At 36.2% G+C, this 16934-nt stretch carries 17 protein-coding genes; 4 read left to right on the top strand and 13 right to left on the bottom strand.

All coding sequences use genetic code 11. The annotated features are described in order from the left end of the window. Positions 1 to 14: 14 nt before the first annotated feature. From mqnB to GOQ17_RS02825, 3 genes are all read left to right on the top strand, one after another. On the top strand, positions 15 to 626 hold the full coding sequence (gene mqnB, locus GOQ17_RS02835) for a futalosine hydrolase (protein WP_159634514.1): 612 nt from the start codon (positions 15 to 17) through the stop codon (positions 624 to 626). A gap of 125 nt (positions 627 to 751) precedes the next feature. After that, positions 752 to 1738, top strand: coding sequence for a pyruvate dehydrogenase complex E1 component subunit beta (locus GOQ17_RS02830; protein WP_159634511.1), 987 nt, complete (start codon positions 752 to 754; stop codon positions 1736 to 1738). Between the two features lie 116 nt (positions 1739 to 1854). Further along, positions 1855 to 2607 (top strand): DUF6263 family protein, encoded by a 753-nt coding sequence (locus GOQ17_RS02825; RefSeq protein WP_159634508.1) that lies wholly within the window; start codon positions 1855 to 1857, stop codon positions 2605 to 2607. Between the two features lie 67 nt (positions 2608 to 2674). Here the strand turns inward: GOQ17_RS02825 and gcvH are convergent, their stop codons facing one another. Beyond that, positions 2675 to 3055, bottom strand: coding sequence for a glycine cleavage system protein GcvH (gene gcvH / locus GOQ17_RS02820; protein WP_159634505.1), 381 nt, complete (start codon positions 3053 to 3055; stop codon positions 2675 to 2677). Between the two features lie 73 nt (positions 3056 to 3128). Here gcvH and GOQ17_RS02815 point away from each other — a divergent pair, with 73 nt between their 5' ends. Further along, complete coding sequence (locus GOQ17_RS02815) at positions 3129 to 4325, top strand: anhydro-N-acetylmuramic acid kinase (protein WP_159634502.1); 1197 nt, start codon at positions 3129 to 3131, stop codon at positions 4323 to 4325. Here GOQ17_RS02815 and GOQ17_RS02810 read toward each other — a convergent pair. The 12 genes from GOQ17_RS02810 to GOQ17_RS02755 all read right to left on the bottom strand — a co-directional run bounded on the left by GOQ17_RS02810 (position 4322) and on the right by GOQ17_RS02755 (position 16853). Then, positions 4322 to 5902, bottom strand: a complete 1581-nt coding sequence (locus GOQ17_RS02810) for a calcineurin-like phosphoesterase C-terminal domain-containing protein (RefSeq protein WP_159634499.1) — start codon at positions 5900 to 5902, stop codon at positions 4322 to 4324. The two genes, GOQ17_RS02815 and GOQ17_RS02810, sit on opposite strands and share 4 nt — an antisense overlap. A 26-nt stretch (positions 5903 to 5928) precedes the next feature. Beyond that, positions 5929 to 6591 carry a DUF2461 domain-containing protein gene (locus tag GOQ17_RS02805; protein ID WP_159634496.1) on the bottom strand — a complete coding sequence of 221 codons (663 nt, stop codon included), beginning with the start codon at positions 6589 to 6591 and terminating at the stop codon, positions 5929 to 5931. After that, positions 6592 to 7392, bottom strand: a complete 801-nt coding sequence (locus GOQ17_RS02800) for a phosphatidate cytidylyltransferase (protein WP_159634493.1) — start codon at positions 7390 to 7392, stop codon at positions 6592 to 6594. It abuts the gene before it with no gap. Next, positions 7382 to 7606, bottom strand: coding sequence for a putative signal transducing protein (locus tag GOQ17_RS02795; RefSeq protein ID WP_159634490.1), 225 nt, complete (start codon positions 7604 to 7606; stop codon positions 7382 to 7384). Before GOQ17_RS02795 ends, GOQ17_RS02800 begins: the two co-directional genes overlap by 11 nt. Beyond that, positions 7587 to 8516, bottom strand: a complete 930-nt coding sequence (locus GOQ17_RS02790) for a CPBP family intramembrane glutamic endopeptidase (RefSeq protein WP_159634487.1) — start codon at positions 8514 to 8516, stop codon at positions 7587 to 7589. Before GOQ17_RS02790 ends, GOQ17_RS02795 begins: the two co-directional genes overlap by 20 nt. A gap of 62 nt (positions 8517 to 8578) precedes the next feature. After that, complete coding sequence (locus tag GOQ17_RS02785; RefSeq protein ID WP_159634484.1) at positions 8579 to 11857, bottom strand: S41 family peptidase; 3279 nt, start codon at positions 11855 to 11857, stop codon at positions 8579 to 8581. Between the two features lie 136 nt (positions 11858 to 11993). Further along, a complete protein-coding gene (locus GOQ17_RS02780) occupies positions 11994 to 12728 on the bottom strand; it encodes a zinc ribbon domain-containing protein (RefSeq protein WP_159634481.1) in 735 nt (244 codons plus the stop codon). Next, entirely contained in the window at positions 12728 to 13825 is a 1098-nt protein-coding gene (locus GOQ17_RS02775) for a Nif3-like dinuclear metal center hexameric protein (RefSeq protein WP_159634478.1), read from the bottom strand. The genes GOQ17_RS02780 and GOQ17_RS02775 overlap by 1 nt, the downstream gene beginning before the upstream one ends. An 18-nt stretch (positions 13826 to 13843) precedes the next feature. Continuing rightward, positions 13844 to 14314 carry a hypothetical protein gene (locus GOQ17_RS02770; RefSeq protein ID WP_159634475.1) on the bottom strand — a complete coding sequence of 157 codons (471 nt, stop codon included), beginning with the start codon at positions 14312 to 14314 and terminating at the stop codon, positions 13844 to 13846. After that, entirely contained in the window at positions 14314 to 15066 is a 753-nt protein-coding gene (locus GOQ17_RS02765; protein ID WP_159634472.1) for an alpha/beta hydrolase, read from the bottom strand. Before GOQ17_RS02765 ends, GOQ17_RS02770 begins: the two co-directional genes overlap by 1 nt. Before the next feature lie 18 nt (positions 15067 to 15084). Next, positions 15085 to 15795 (bottom strand): SAM-dependent methyltransferase, encoded by a 711-nt coding sequence (locus GOQ17_RS02760; protein WP_159634469.1) that lies wholly within the window; start codon positions 15793 to 15795, stop codon positions 15085 to 15087. Between the two features lie 44 nt (positions 15796 to 15839). Next, positions 15840 to 16853 carry a PorP/SprF family type IX secretion system membrane protein gene (locus GOQ17_RS02755; protein ID WP_159634466.1) on the bottom strand — a complete coding sequence of 338 codons (1014 nt, stop codon included), beginning with the start codon at positions 16851 to 16853 and terminating at the stop codon, positions 15840 to 15842. Positions 16854 to 16934: the final 81 nt, after the last annotated feature.

The raw sequence follows: 16934 nt of genomic DNA, 5'->3' as shown, positions 1-16934 counted from the left end.
CAAAACACAAGAAAATGAAGCCTTTGATTGTTGCTGCAACACGATTTGAAATAGAAGACAGCATTCCTTTATTAGAAGAAAAACAAATCCCCTATTTAATTACGGGCATTGGAATGACTGCAACAGCCTATGCATTAGGAAAAACTTTGGCAACAACCCCTGCAACTTCAGCTGTTCTTAATGTAGGTATTGCAGGCAGTTTTGACAAAAACATTTCTCTTGGTGAAGTAGTATCTATTCGAAGTGATACTTTTTATGAATTGGGCGCTGAAGATGGGGATAATTTTTTGAGTATTGCTGATCTTGGTTTTGGTAAATATACATACGAAGCAAATCAGGTTATTTGGGACTTCAATCTCCCCACATTTGAAGCGATTACTGTCAATAAGGTTCATGGAAATTTTCATTCTATTCAAAAAGTATTAGACCAAATTCCGACCATAAAAATAGAGAGTATGGAAGGGGCTGCTGTATTTTATGTATGTGCTTTAGAAAATATTCCATGTGTCCAAATAAGAAGTATTTCCAATTACGTAGAACGAAGAAATAAATCAGCTTGGAAGATTGACTTAGCCATATCAAATCTCAATAAATGGCTTCAAAAATTCATTGAAGAAAATTATTAAGTAATAGCAAAAGCTTATCAAAAAATGACAATTATCATCGCATTTCGTCACAGCGAATTGCAGAAATATCATTTTAAAATATTAGCTTTGCGTATTCTATAAAAATAAGACTATTTTACAGACTAATGAGAGAAATACAATTCAGAGAAGCACTTCGTGAAGCATTGAACGAAGAAATGCGCAAGGATGAAACTATATTTTTGATGGGTGAAGAGGTGGCTGAGTATAACGGAGCTTACAAAGTGAGCCAAGGTATGCTTGACGAATTCGGACCTAAACGTGTTATTGATACTCCTATTGCTGAGCTTGGTTTCGCAGGTATCGCGGTAGGTGCTGCTACTCATGGCTTAAAGCCTATTGTAGAGTTCATGACGTTCAATTTCTCATTAGTAGCAATTGATCAGGTGATCAACTCCGCTGCAAAAATTCGTCAAATGTCAGGTGGTCAATTATCTTGTCCAATTGTATTCCGTGGTCCAACTGGTAATGCTGGACAATTAGCTGCTCAACACTCTCAAAACTTTGAGAATTGGTATGCAAACACACCGGGCTTAAAAGTGGTTGTCCCATCTAATCCATACGACGCTAAAGGTTTATTAAAATCTGCTATTATCGATCCAGATCCAGTTATTTTCATGGAATCTGAGGTAATGTACGGAGACAAAGGTCCTGTACCAGAAGAAGAATATTACTTGCCAATCGGTAAAGCAAATACAATCCAAGAAGGTACCGACGTTACAGTAGTCTCATTTGGTAAAATGTTACCTCGTGTTGTAATCCCTGCTGTTGCAGAATTAGAAAAAGAAGGTATTAGTGTAGAATTAATAGACTTACGTTCGGTACGCCCTATTGATTATGCGGCTATTGTTGCTTCTGTTAAGAAAACGAACCGTTTAGTAGTGGTTGAAGAAGCTTGGCCTTTGGCTTCAATTTCTTCAGAAATTGCATTCCACGTTCAGAAAAATGCATTCGATTATTTAGATGCCCCTGTTACACGCGTAACTTCTGCGGACGTGCCTTTAGCTTACGCCCCTACTTTAGTAGAAGCTTCATTGCCTAGCATTGAAAAAGTTGTTAAAGCTGTAAAAGAGGTATCTTATTTGAAAAAGTAAGATAAAAAAAATATATACATTAAAGGGATAACATAAAAAATGTTATCCCTTTTTTAATGAACTTAACTAATACAATAAATCTAAAATTGCTATATTGCAATAACAATTCAAACATTATGAAAAAAATACTTAGTACATTACTTTTTACTTCATTGGCTTTAGCAACATTTGCTCAACAAAAAATTACTTTGAAGCTTGCTCCTGAGCTAAACAAACCTATTAAATATGAAGTGATCAACAAAATGGACATTGAAGGCCCACAAACTGTCATCATGGATATGATTATGCATATGAATATGACATACACTAAAGTTCAAGACTCCTTATTCAATGCAACAGGCAAATACACGTATGCTAAAATCGACCTAGATGCTGGTATGATGGTAGCTTCCTATGATTCATCAAAAGAACCTACTACAGAGATGGAAAAAGCATTCGCTACACAATTTAGTCCTCTTCTAGATAATACATTAACATATACTATGAACGATTTGGGTCAAATCAAAGAAGTTGACTTTCCTAATGTTTCCGAACAAATTTTTGATAAATCGAGTCTTAGCAGTTTTGGTGCAACATTTCCTAGTCACCCAGTAGCCATTGGAGATAGCTGGACAGCTACTACAAAATTAGAGCAGATGAATCTTGATTCAAAATCCACGTTCACATTGAAAGAAAAAACAGCAGAGGGTTACAAAATTGAACTAGCTGTAAACATTACTGATGAAGGAGGCAATTCGGTAGGTAAGTCAGATGGTCATTTCATTATAGATCCAAAAACAGGTGTGGCGACAACTTCTACAACAGTTACCACGATTAGTCTTCAGGGCACATCTATAAAAACAACCACAGACGTTAAACTTGTTTATTAATTATAATAAACACAGAAAGGGAGCAAAATTTGATTTTGCTCCCTTTCTGTGTTATATGATTCGCTAATTAAGCGTTAATTTCTGATTTGTATTCATCAGCAGATAATAGACCATCCACATCCGCAGGATTTGCTAATTTGACACGGATAATCCAACCTTCTCCATATGGATCAGAGTTCACTAATTCAGGTGAAGCATCAATAGCCTCATTCACTGCAATTACTGTAGAAGTAGCTGGCATAAATAAATCAGAAACTGTTTTTACCGCTTCGATAGTACCAAAAACCTCATCAGCTGGAACTTCTTCATCAACTGAATTGATATCAACAAATACGATGTCACCTAACTCACGTTGTGCGAAGTCAGTAATACCAATAACGGCTTCATCGCCTTCCACACGAATCCATTCATGATCCTTAGTGTACTTTAATTCTGCTGGAAAATTCATTCTATATTCGTTTTTTTTCAAAAATATGATTAACATTCCACATTACCAAAGAGATTGTATGTAATTTTAGGGCATGAATAATCAAATCAAAAAGCTTTATAACATAGGTGCGAAAAACAATCGATTGATCATAGGACTTATGTCTGGTACTTCTTTGGATGGCTTAGATATAGCCTTATGTCAGATCAATGGGGCTGGATTTTCTACAACGTTAGAGCTACTGAAATTTGAAACATTTGATTATGATGATAAATTCCGTCAAAATATTCGAAAAATATTTGCCAAAAGACAAATAGATCAGCAAGAATTTTGTGGAATAAATGCCTATGTCGGTGATGTGCATGCAGAACTCATTAATCAGGCTTTGAAAAAGTGGAATCTAGCAGCTGAGGAAGTTGATTTAATAGCAAGCCATGGGCAAACAGTCTATCATGCCCCACAAATTTTAACCAAAGATCTTTCCTTACCAAACAGTACTTTGCAAATCGGCGATGCCGATCATATTGCCGTTAAAACGGGAATTATTACAATTTCGGACTTCAGACAGAAACATATTGCTGCTGGAGGTGAAGGCGCACCTTTAGCTGCCTATGGAGACTATCTATTATTTACAGATGCAACGGAACATCGCATTTTATTGAATATCGGAGGAATATCCAACTTTACATTTCTTCCAAATGCGCAATCTAATTTACAAGCCTTTGCAACAGACCTTGGCCCTGGTAACACCATAATGAATCAATTTGTAAAAAAGTATTTTGATTTAGAAATGGATAAAGATGCGCTAATTGCTTCGAAAGGAACTGTGCATACCTCTTTATTAGAAGCACTATTAGAAGAAGAGTTTCTGACTTTGGATTTTCCAAAAACAACTGGACCAGAGTTATTTAATTTAGAATATTTACAACAGAAACAAAAATACACGAACACAGAAAATCTGCCCAAAGAGGATGTCATGGCTACACTTAATGCTTTCTCTGCCAAAGCTATAATCGAAGGAATCTTGAAAGTATGTTCAAAATTAGAGAGTATAGCGATATATGTAAGTGGTGGTGGATTGCACAATCCTTTACTAATGCAGAATATCAAAAATGGTTTGCCTAATTATAAGGTAACATCAATTGATGCTATATCGATGGATCCTGATGCTAAGGAAGCCTGTCTATTTGCTATTCTAGCAAATGAAACAATAGCAGGATCACCTGAAAATGTAAGAAACATCAAAGATTCTCCTGCTATTTGTATGGGTAAAATAAGCTTACCTTATTAATTTTTTGCCACTTCATATTCGCGTGTGGTAGTAAATGTTCTTCCAAACATATCACGTACACGAAATTCTATAGTGTGTTTCCCTATTGGTAGATCTGAAGGTACAGCCGCCTTCCAAATATGTGAACTCATTCTTGGATCATTAGGGCGTTCTCCTTTTAGTAACTCTGTTGAAGTATCCCATTTGAACACCTCTAAAAGAAAATGTGGATCAAATGTTTCTGTACGATTCATTTTCGCCCATTTGCCATTATTCACACGATAATCAATGGTATCTTTTTCACCACCCAGGTAATAGTTGACATACATACTTGCCTTTGAGTTTTTACGCTTCTCAGTCACTTTTGGCAAAAACACATTCATCTTATAGTCCTTAGGCGCATTACTCACATGATAATCTAATTCATATTTATTTCCTTTGAATGATACTACAGCGTAGCCCTTTTTTGTACCATCAGCCATAGTCGCATATGGCACGCCTCGCTCATCCATCTGCCCTGAATACCAATTACCACTTGTGGTACCTACATTGTAATGATGGTGAGGCGTCTCCTGTTTCCAACCAAAAGATTTATCTATAAAATTTTGCGCTTGTAGGTGAGTATGGGCAGACATTGAGAATGTATGCGGAAAATCTTTCAAAGCAGTAAATAATCGATGATTATCCTCTTCTCGAATAGCATGCTTACCTGCATTTACCAACGGGATATGTGCACATATTACAATCAAATTATCCTTAGGAACGAATTTCAAATTGTTTTCTATAAATTCCAATTGATCTTCACGTAATCCACCTATATATTGTCTTGAAGCACCTTCGCCATTGTATATTATATCATCTAATATAATGAAGTGTACTTTCCCTTTATTGAAAGAATAATTATTCGGACCAAAGTGCGCTTTAAAACTGTAATCTGACATTTCATCATTCGGCACATCAAAATTGATGTCATGATTACCCATCACTTGGTACCAAGGTACTCCAATATCTTTCATTACGTTGATGTAAGGATTAAACAAATCTGGATTATTACCGACCAAATCTCCCAGACTAATTCCAAACTCATACCCCTGCACACCTTTAAGCTCTTCTACAACACCTCTCTTCAAATAATCTACTTGATTAAGGTTATACACTTGGGGATCACCAAAAACAAGAATTTTATATTCCTCCTTTTCTTCGACTGGGTAAAGTGCAAAATCAACAGATTTAGGAAGTGGCCCTGTTGCAGAAACACCCTTGAATTTCAGATTTGGAGCTCCATTTGGATTATGGATGTAATAAAATTTTGGTAAGTTGTTGCTGTCCACTGGCGTGTCATAACCGGAAGGCTTTATGACGAATAAGATATTGTCATCACCAACAGGCAATGTGTACTCTCCTTTGGAATTCGTTTGCACAACCTGACGTCCATTGGAAACTGCTACGTTCGGTAATACTTTTTCCTTTTTGTCCCTTTTTCCATTTTTGTTGATATCCTCATACACAATGCCTTTAGCAAACTGCTGTGCAGATGCTTCAAAAGCAAAAAGAAAGAACCCGCTCAACAAGGCGGTTTTAAAAAAATTGTTTCTCATAAGGTTTTGTAGTAGATTATTGTTAATTAGTTATTTATTGCTTCATGTATAAAATTTTTAAAATGTATTGCACGCTGAAATACCTGTACAATATCTTCTAAAGCAAAAGCTTTCAGTACTTCTCTATCTTCTAAATGCTTAAATATTATAAAGCTCTTTAATTTTAAATATTCAATAGCATCGTTGCCTTCTGTGTATCCCGCAGGTGGTCTTACTAGCTTATCTTCCTTAGACAGGTCATCTGCTGTGAAGTCTCCCGCACTTAACGCCTCTTCAAAAGCTTCCAGATTATAATCGATTTCTTGACGTATGCTTTCCAAATGTTCTTTCTTTGGTCTCCAATATCCTACCGCAATGAAGGAGTCATCAGGACCTAAATGTATATAGTATTCAGGACCTTCTAGCTTTCGGCCATCTAAAGATATTCCTGCTGCAAACCAAGTTTTATACGGAGACTTGTCCTTTGCAAAACGCACATCCCTATATATTCTAAATAGGCATTTTTTAGCTAGGATTGATTCATCTATGTGCGGATCAAACATTGCCAATTTGTTTATCAATGCCTGAATGAAAGCTTCCACATTATCCTTTGCTTTCTCGTATTCTCCCTTGTGTGCGTTGAACCACTCTCTATTATTATTCTCATGGAGAGCTTTTAGAAACTCAAAAGTCGAAGCCGCTATATTCATTTACTGTATCATTAATAAAAACAAAAACACCAATGGCGCTGAAATTAGCAAGCCATCAAATCTATCCAACAAACCACCATGTCCAGGCAAAATATTTCCCGAATCCTTGACGCCAAGACTACGTTTCAACATTGATTCTACTAAGTCGCCTAACGTACCGAAAACACCGATAATAGCTGCCATAGCAACCCATTCCCACTTTTGCAATGAACCAAAATATTGAGCTAAATTTAAAGCTATCAGCATGGCAAATAAAACTCCTCCGATAAATCCTTCCCAAGTTTTGTTTGGAGAAATTCGCTCAAACAATTTATGTTTTCCAAAACTACGCCCTGCCAAATATGCTCCTGTATCATTCGCCCATAGAATTATCAAAAAACCTAAGGGGATATAGTGATTAAATGCCCCTTGAATAAAGCCCAAAGCCACAAAAAACACAAAAGGAATACACGCGTACATAATTCCCAATAACGTGTAGCCAATATCGTTGAAGGGCAATTTACTCTTTTGATATAAACTTATGATGAATATTACAACAAAAAAAGGAATAATCATCCACACATATTTAAAGGGAATATAACCTAGACAATGTATACCAACTAAAACTGTAAGTACGGTTGCTGATAACATCCCCAATAATACATTAGGTTTCTGGTGCTCCGACTTAGTGATTCCATAAAATTCATATAACGCCCCTAGACCTACTAAACTGAAAAATATTGTAAAAGCTATTTCACCTAATAGCAAAGCTCCAATCAGTATTATAATAAAAAATAATCCGGTAATAGCTCTAGTTAGCATCTTCCTCCTCTGTAAATGTATTGCTATTGATTAAAACTGTCGCTACTGCTTCATTAGTTTCATTAACGTACAATTCTAATTTTCCGAATAAATATGAAGAATCTTGTTTATTAAGAAGAACAGCAGGAATCTCATGTTCTTCTAACATTTGCTTTACTATTTCGGCTTCGATAGCCTTTGAATATGTTCTGATTTTAACCCAGCCCTTCTCCATTATTAATATTTAATTTTGATTTTTTATAAAATAAAACAGCAATTACGACGGTTAACATAAAGCTACCAAGATACACAAAAATGGAATAGCTATCGTAAGTTTGTAGCTCTTCAAAGGTCTTTCCTAGAGTTGTATAATAAAAAGCAAGTACAGCCACAATCGCATTATTGACAAAATGTGCTAAAATGGGAACCCAAATATTATTTGTCCAAATAAGCATATACCCAAAGAAAGCACCTAATATCATGCGCGGAAAAAATCCGAAAAACTGAACGTGAATGGCACTAAAGATTATCGCTGTTACCCAAATAGTAATGTGAATATTTTTGAAAATTCTATTAAAAATATGCATCAGCGATCCTCTAAAATAATACTCTTCAGCTACTGCTGGAAATATGGCTAATACAATAAGGTTTACAAATAATAATCCTATATGATCCACCATGACAACTTTTTTAATCAAGTCATTAGATGCATCTTCTTGCGTACGCATCCAGTTTTCAACTCCTTTAAGACTTTCCGGCAATGTCATCTTTGCATTCCACTCAGCTATGAGTTCCATCATTGGGCTGAAACCTACTAAAATCCCTACTGCTAAGACGTAAAAAACAGGAGAAATTTGCTGAACGGGAAAATACGCTTGAAATGGTTCTCTTTTTTGCAAAACAACAGAAGGAAGATAAAATGTCCCAAAAGTTCCGGAGGCTAAAAGTGCATACATAAAGAACCGTGAGTTACTACCTAAAGATGTTGTGTCATCACCTTGCAAAAAAGTACTTGCTGAAGAATTTGTCAATTCTCCCAACGTTAGAGCCAGCAACTGTATACCTATACTAAATGCAAAGGTATATACCAAGAGCATCATCAATGAATACCACGGTGAAGGTTGTTTTTCCAAATAATCGTTCATCGATTAAAGTTATATATTATTTATGTATACAAAAGGGACTTTGCAGTCCCCTTTAATAAATGCTAGTTAACACGAATTGGATCCGCAGGCTTTTTGAGCTGCTTATAAGGATATGTTTTCATTTCCTCTAACAACAGTTGAACTGTTCTTTCCAATTGTGGATCTCTTCCTTCTAATAAATCTTTAGGCATTTGCTCTACAAAAATATCTGGAGCAACACCCTCATTTTCTATAATATAATTACCATTCAAGTCGAACACCCCAAAATTTGGTGATGTAATACTACCACCATCCAATAATGGTGGATATCCAGAAATACCTACTAGGATACCCATTGTTGTACGACCAACTAATTTTCCTAATCCTTTATGACGAAACATGTATGGCATCATATCACCACCAGACCCAGCATTTTCATTAATAATCATAGCTTTAGGGCCATAAATACCATTACCAGGTGTTGTAAATGATTTTCCATCGCGAATACCCCAACCCGCAATTAATTCACGCGATAATAAGTCAATCACATAATCCGCTACTGAACCACCACCATTATTACGCTCATCTAAAAGCAAAGCTTTTTTATCCATTTGAGAGAAATAATAACGGTTGAAGTTGACATAACCTTCTCTACCTGTATTTGGCATATAAACGTAAGCAATTTGACCATTACTCAACTCATCAACTTTCTTACGGTTAGATTCAATTCTGTCCGTTTGACGAAGTGACATTTCTTCCCCAAAAGAAATTGGCTTAACAATCACTTCACGCGCGCCATCAAGCGATGGCTTATCATTGATTTTTAGAGCCACTTGCTTATCAACTTTATTTTCTAATAATTTGTACAGATTAACTTCTTCAGAAAGATTAACTCCATTTACCGCAACGATGTATTGTCCTTCTTCAATATTTAATCCCGGTACTGCTAAAGGCGCTTTTAGCGATGGATTCCAATCTAATGTGGTGAGAATCTTGTTGATTTTGTACATGCCATTCACATATTCCAAATCGGCACCCAAAGTTCCTGTACTCACAGATGGACTAGATGGTTGATCCCCTGGATAGATGTAAGCATGGCCAACAACAAGTTCGCCCATCATTTCGTTCAACAAGTAGCCCAAATCCGAGCGGTGATTTACATAAGGAACGAATTTCTCATATTTAGCTTTTACGGCATTCCAGTTAGCACCATGCATATTTTCCACATAGAAAAATTCTTTCTGCATAGCCCAAACTTCATTAAAAATTTGTTTCCATTCTGCCGAAGGATCAACTTCGATTTGAATATTTTCAAGATTAACTTTACCTGAATTCGGTGCTGGTTTTTGTCCTGCGTTAACAATATAATATTCACGATTAGATTGATAAAGCATTTTCTTTCCATCCGCACTGATTACAAATGGCCCAGCATTTTCAATTAATGTTTTATCTTCTGCCTTGTCAAGATCAAAAGCACCTATAACTCCACCACGACGGTAAATTAACATTTTCTCTACATTGCCATCTAGTGTATAATAACCTGGTTGCAATGGTAAAGCTATGATCCTACGATTAATATTATCAAAGTCAACTTCAAGCTTTTTATCATCAGCTTTTGGAGAATCTGACTTCTTAGCCGTTTCTGATTTTTTATCGTCGTTCTTTTCTTTCTTAGAATCCTCTTTCTTATCTTCTTTTATTGTTTCTTCATCGCTTTCATTTTTGAAGATTGTTGGAGTTTTCTTTGACAAGATAAATGCATACACATTGAATGCAGGACTACGATCATATGCAGACATATGCAAACCTGAGTTGCTCAAGCCAACATTCGTACTAGCGGTAAAGAATAAATATTTACCATCTCTGCTGAATGTTGGCTGACTAACGTAGGACATACCATCCGTAATTTGTTGTGATACTTTGGTCTCTAAATTGTACATAAATACCGCCGTCACACCATTATTTAATGTCTTCACATAAGAAATCCAATTTGAATCAAATGACCATGAAGGTGTGAAACTATTACGTGTACGACCAGTTGTAGAAGCTAATTTATCAGAATCTACTAAAACAACTTTTTTTGTCGCGATATCAACATAAAATAGATTTAAGTGTGCATCCGCATAGAACAGCTTTTTACTATCAGGAGACCAAGTCGGCTCAAAATAGAAGATATCCTTCCCAAGATCTATATACGTTGGTTCTTCCATTGCTTTCTGATCACGCAATACTAACTGATATTTTCCTTTTGCATCGGACAAATACGAAATCCACTTTCCGTTAGGCGACCATGCAGGATACTTTTCGTGACTTGCGACAGCATTTGAAATGTTGCGCGCTTCTCCTTTTTCTTTAGGGACAGACACAATTTCTCCTCTAGATTGAAATAAGACGCGCTGACCAGTTGGAGATATATTAAATTCACGAATATCTGAACGAATCTGCGTGTATCTCGAACGTTTGTACATTGGATCGGCAGCAATCGCAATCTTTAATGTATTTACCTTTTTATTATTTGTTTCTAATATATGAATTCGTCCAGCTTGTTCGAATACCAATTCATTACCTCTACCCGCTAATGTACGGACATCATAATCCTTGTAGTTTGTAAGCTTCTCTATTTTTTTGGTGTTAGTATCGTAGCTAAATACGTTTACCATCTTGTCTCTATCCGACAGAAAGTATACTTTAGAACCCAACCAAACAGGCTTAACATCATTACATCTTTCTCCGGGAATTACCTCAACATTTTTGGTTTGTGTATCAAAAATCCAAATTGAAGCCATACCACCACCACGGTAACGCTTAAAAGCTACACGGTCGCGCTCTGTAGGATCCGAATTTTTGATATATGCCCAATAACGACCATCTGGTGAAGGTGATCCTTGATAAGCTTCAGGCATCATAAGGGGAATATCTACCGGCGTTGAAGTAGACGTTTTATATAAGCGAGAACCTAGAGCGTATTGATATTCGCGTGTTGTGGTATAATACAATTCGTTATTATTTAACCATCCACGTAATACATCAGCAGCCGGGTGAAAAGTTACTCTTTTTGGCTCTCCACCATATACAGGAATGGTATATACATCGTTGTTCCCATCATAATTACCTGTAAAAGCAATTTGTTTACCATCAGGAGAAAAAATTGGGTTTATTTCAACGCCAGGATTTGTTGTTAATCGACGAGGGTTTGCGCCATTTTTCTCGGAAACCCATACATCACCTCCATATACAAAGGTTAGATGTGTATCACTAATACTAGGGCTACGCAATAATAAAGTTTCCTCTTGAGCATTAGAGAAAGAAATGCTAGATAAACTTAATGTAAAACCTAGCACCATAGATAATTTATTTAACATATTATGTCAATATATGGTTGTAAAACGAATCAAATATACTTATTAAAATATTTACTGATTACCTATATCCAAGATGTTGCAAACAAGAAAGGGCAAAATCTTTCGATTTTACCCTTTGAATATTTTTTGGAAGAATTTAATCTTCTGCAGCAATCTCTTCGTCTACCAAAATACGACCACAGTGCTCACAGATAATCAATTTCTTACGTTGACGAATTTCTGATTGCAATTGAGGTGGTATTTTATTGTGACAACCCGAACAACTATCACGCTCAATAGAAACTACAGCCAAACCATTGCGGTAAGAACCGCGAAGCTTGTTGTAAACTTTCAATAAACGCTCTTCGTTGTTTTTAGATGCTTCTTCAGCTTTTTTCAACAAAGTTTCTTCTTCGATCTGTGTTTCAGAAGAAATAGTTTCAAGTTCTTGTTTTTTAACTTCTAACTCACCTTTCGCATAATCCAAATTTCCTTGTGATTTCTCATATGCTTCAGATTTGTTTTTAATCTCAAATTCTGCTTCTTTGATACGTTTTTCACAAACTTGGATTTCTAATCCTTGGATTTCGATTTCTTTAGAGATAGCGTCGTATTCACGATTGTTTTTCACTTCGTTCAATTGACCTTCGTATTTTTTGATCGCTGCTTGCGCATCTTTGATCATATTTTTACGCTTTACAATTGAATCTTCTAAATCATCTAATTCAACTCTGATTTTCTCAAGACGAGTTTCTAACCCAGCAATTTCATCTTCTAAGTCAGCTACTTCAATAGGCAACTCGCCACGTACTTGACGAATTTTATCTATCTTACTGTGAATCGCTTGCAACGACCACAATGCTTGTAATTTTTGTTCTACCGTTTGTTCCATTAAATGAAATATTTTATGGGATTTGTATCTATTCCTGTCAATAGGACAGCAAAGTTAACAAATTTTTTCTGAATTATTTCCAATAATAATTCTTGGGTAAATTGTTCTGATTCATAGTGTCCTATATCCGCGATGATAATGTCATCTTCAGCGTCAAAAAACTCATGGTATTTGTAATCTGCCGTAATGAAAATATCCGCTCCTGAGCGTTTGGCTTCATTTAACAAGAAACCTCCTGCTCCCCCACATACCGCCACTCTGTTTATTTTCTTGCTAGAAAGTTTCGTATGACGAATGACATTCAGCTTTAATTTATCTTTCAGATAAGCTAAAAATTGTTCCGCTTCCATTGCTTCCGCTAAATTACCAATAGCTCCTGATCCAACATATTGAAACTTGTTATCCAATGTGATACAGTGATAAGCTACCTCCTCATATGGATGAGCCGCAAGCATACTTACTACGATTTGTCGTTCGAGCTGCTGCGGAAATATAACTTCTATTTTTGTCTCTTCAACACGTTCGTGAGCACCTACCTCACCGATAGCCGGATTTGCCCCTTCTAATGGTCTAAATGTTCCATACCCTGATGTATTATAGCTACATTGATCATAATCACCAATGCTTCCGGCTCCTGCATTAAACAGTGCCTGACGAACCTCTTCCACATTAGCACGTGGAACATACACCCCCAACTTCTTTAATAAACCAGATTTAGGACTCAAAATCGCGTGATTTACTAATTCAAGTTTTTCCGCAATTTTGGAACTTACTCCGCCCAAAACATTATCCAAGTTGGTATGGATGGCATACAAAGCAATATTATTTTTAATTGCCTTAATTACAGTACGCTCTACATAATTCTTATTATTGAATTTTTTTAATCCTTTGAAAACAATAGGATGGTGCGATATAATTATATCGCAGCCTTTTGCAATAGCCTCATCAACAACATCTTCTGTACAGTCCAATGAAATTAACGCTTTGGAAACCTCATCATTTGGACTACCAACAATAAGACCTGAATTGTCATAAGACTCCTGATAAGCTAATGGTGCAATTGATTCTAAATAGGATGTTATTTCTTTTATTTTCATGTACGTCGCCTTAACAGATTAAATGCTTTTATCGAAATCAAGATCGTCATTTTCTAACAATTTTTTGTATTCCTTTACCTTTGCAATATAAAGCACTAATGCAATGATACTAAGTATATAAGCCACAAAACCCACGAATAAAGGCAAAGGAAAATTATATACTAAAAATGAACCCGCAAAAAAATAGCCGCTCTTCTGTGTAGGATTTTCTTCTACTGCTATTTGTCTGTCGTAGAACTCATTATTTAATGAGTCGACAAGTCTTCGCATGTAGACGAAGTTCCAATAAATGTTAAAAAATGGAATAAGCAATAACCATACTTGTTCTGAAGTAATGCATCGATTTCCTTCTTTAATTAATAGGATGGTGTTTCTTCCGACAACACACAAATAGATAACTAAAATAAGACGCAATAACACCGCCGTAAGGAGGTATGGAACATAGGGCAATAATCTCTGATATTCTGGGCTATTAATTAATTCTTCCATTATTTTACTTCATCTAACAAGATAGCAACCAACTCGTTCAATTTATCTATTTGCGGATTATGAGAAGCTTCCATCTCTACAATTTTCCAGTTTTTTTCTTTAGCTTTAACATAAAAACGATAGAAATCGTCCTTTTCTTTTCCACCAAACTCATTTTGGTAGGTGAATATGTAAGTAATTGGGCAATCGTTCAACTTATTTGCCGAATACCTCAACGGTTGAATAAAAGTTGCTATTGGATGAGGTACATCACGTGGTGTTTTGGTGGTATCTTTTACCCACGGCGGTACAATTACACCATTTTCAACTTTAAATGCTTGTTCCGCATTAGTTTCATCCATTCCTAGTGCTTGTACAGCAGATTGATTTTCCTCTGGTATAATGGCATCTAAGTAAACTATCTTTTTGATTCGATTGGGAATGCTGTCCGCAACACCCGTAACAACCATGCCTCCATAGCTATGTCCGACAAGAATAACATCATTTAGGTCTTCAAATAATATGGTATTGACTACATCTGTAATATGTGTTGTCAAGTTGACTTCACTATTGTATAAATGATGTCGTTCACCGAGCCCCGTCATGGTCGGTCTATACACGGTATGTCCAGCCTCTTGCAAATGTTTAGCTGTATTTTTGAATTGCCAAGCTCCTCCCCAAGCGCCATGAACAATTACGTAGGTCGATTGTGCCTTGCTAAAGGCAACAAAAAACATGACCATTAAGATTGTGATAATTGAATGCTTTTGCATATTTAAATTTACTAATAGTTAGACAAACAATAAAAAGATAGCCGGTATCTTATGCAAATCAATAATGCTGCTTTTCCATTCTGCAATTGTTTTTGTCATTATAAACTCGTTTTCAGCAGTAAGGTTTGCAGCAACACATAGTTTGGATGAAGGCTTGCCTACACGAAGCACTTCTGTCAACAGTTGATTATTACGGAAAGGAGTTTCAATAAAAATTTGAGTCATTTTCTCACGCATACTTTGAGCCTCAAGCTCCTTGATCTTCTTAGTGCGCTCACTCTTATCAATCGGCAGATAACCATGAAAAGTAAACTTCTGACCATTAAAACCAGACCCCATCAATGCCAACAAAATTGAGCTTGGTCCAACCAAAGGCACTACTTGAACCCCTCTCTTATGCGCTTCCATTACCACATCCGACCCTGGATCAGCTACAGCTGGACAGCCCGCTTCGGACATCAACCCTATATCCTTTCCCTTTGAAACATTTGCAAATACCTTATTATAATCCATCTTGTCTCGCGTATGCTTTCCATAATCATGAATAATCAATTCGCTTTGCGGAATGGTCAATCCTGCAGCTTTTAAAAATTTACGCGCCGTTTTTTCATTTTCCACCACATATTCACCAATAGAGTTGATGATATCGTGGTGCACTATTGTATAAGATAATTTTTCAGCACCCTCCGAAAGGGGGACAGGAATTAGATAGAGTTTGCCATTTTGCATATACAAACCTAATAAGAAAAGTCGATAAAGGGTGTTGTGATAAGTTAAAAATATTTGGGTGTTGGAAAGCGGTTCATGGATTTACTTAATGGAATACCTAGAGATATCTCATGTGTACCATTATTCATTCCGACAATTTTATTTAAACTATGTTCGAAAGAATAGCCTATTCGAAGGTTATTCCCTGTATGTATTTGAGCGAGAAATCCAATAGATTTATAAGAACTGAATTTTGACGGCGGTAAGTTATCGTATTCGCGATCAAATATCTTCGAACGTGAGCGGTAGGCTGCGCCCACCCAAAATTTCTCATCAAAGACTACCATGGTATTTACATCAAATGCTGTTGGACCTATAAAATCATCTTTTATCAAAATACTAGGTCTGAAAACCATTCCTTCAGACACAGGAAATGCGCCTCCTATCATTAAGTAGCCATGTGTATTACGATACAAGCCCTCTAATGAATTTTGATTATACACAAAGTCCTCACGACTATCAGAATTTGACAGTAGATCATGTACTGAAATACCTAAATACCAATTGTGGTGATAGTAAAATATTCCTAACCGAATATCAGGTCTCCAAGTACTTATCATTCCTCTGGGAATATATGGATCATTCTCATCAATATAAATCAAATCATTGCCATTTAGACTGTACTGCGTGGCGCCACCCGATATACCCAAACTTAATCGCTGCGTATCGTCATCATCCATCTGTAAACGCAAAGCATAACTTGCAAACATAGATGTAGCCGACTGCACACCGATTTTGTCGTATGCTATTTGCAATCCAGCGCCATGACGTTTCGCAATAGGATCCAAAATACCATCGATATTTGCATATCCGGACTTTGGCGCCCCATCTATCTTAGTCCATTGTGAGCGTATCCCCACTTGTGCAAACCACATTTCTTTGTAGCCCACATAAGCTGGGTTGATTTGAGATCCATTGAAAGCATGCTGTGCAAAAGGAATATATTGTTGTGCTTTGGAGGTATTAATTTTTCCAAATAACAAAAAACAGTAAATGGTTAGATGACACCAGAATTTCATTGTTAATTTAGGTTTTTAACTGATATTACCTTTAAAGATAACATTTTATAAATAAGAAAGGCTTACAATTTTTGTAAGCCT

The sequence above is a fragment of the Sphingobacterium composti genome, from assembly GCF_009829075.1.
Taxonomy (GTDB): domain Bacteria; phylum Bacteroidota; class Bacteroidia; order Sphingobacteriales; family Sphingobacteriaceae; genus Sphingobacterium; species Sphingobacterium composti.
This window is presented reverse-complemented; position numbering and strand designations above follow the sequence as displayed.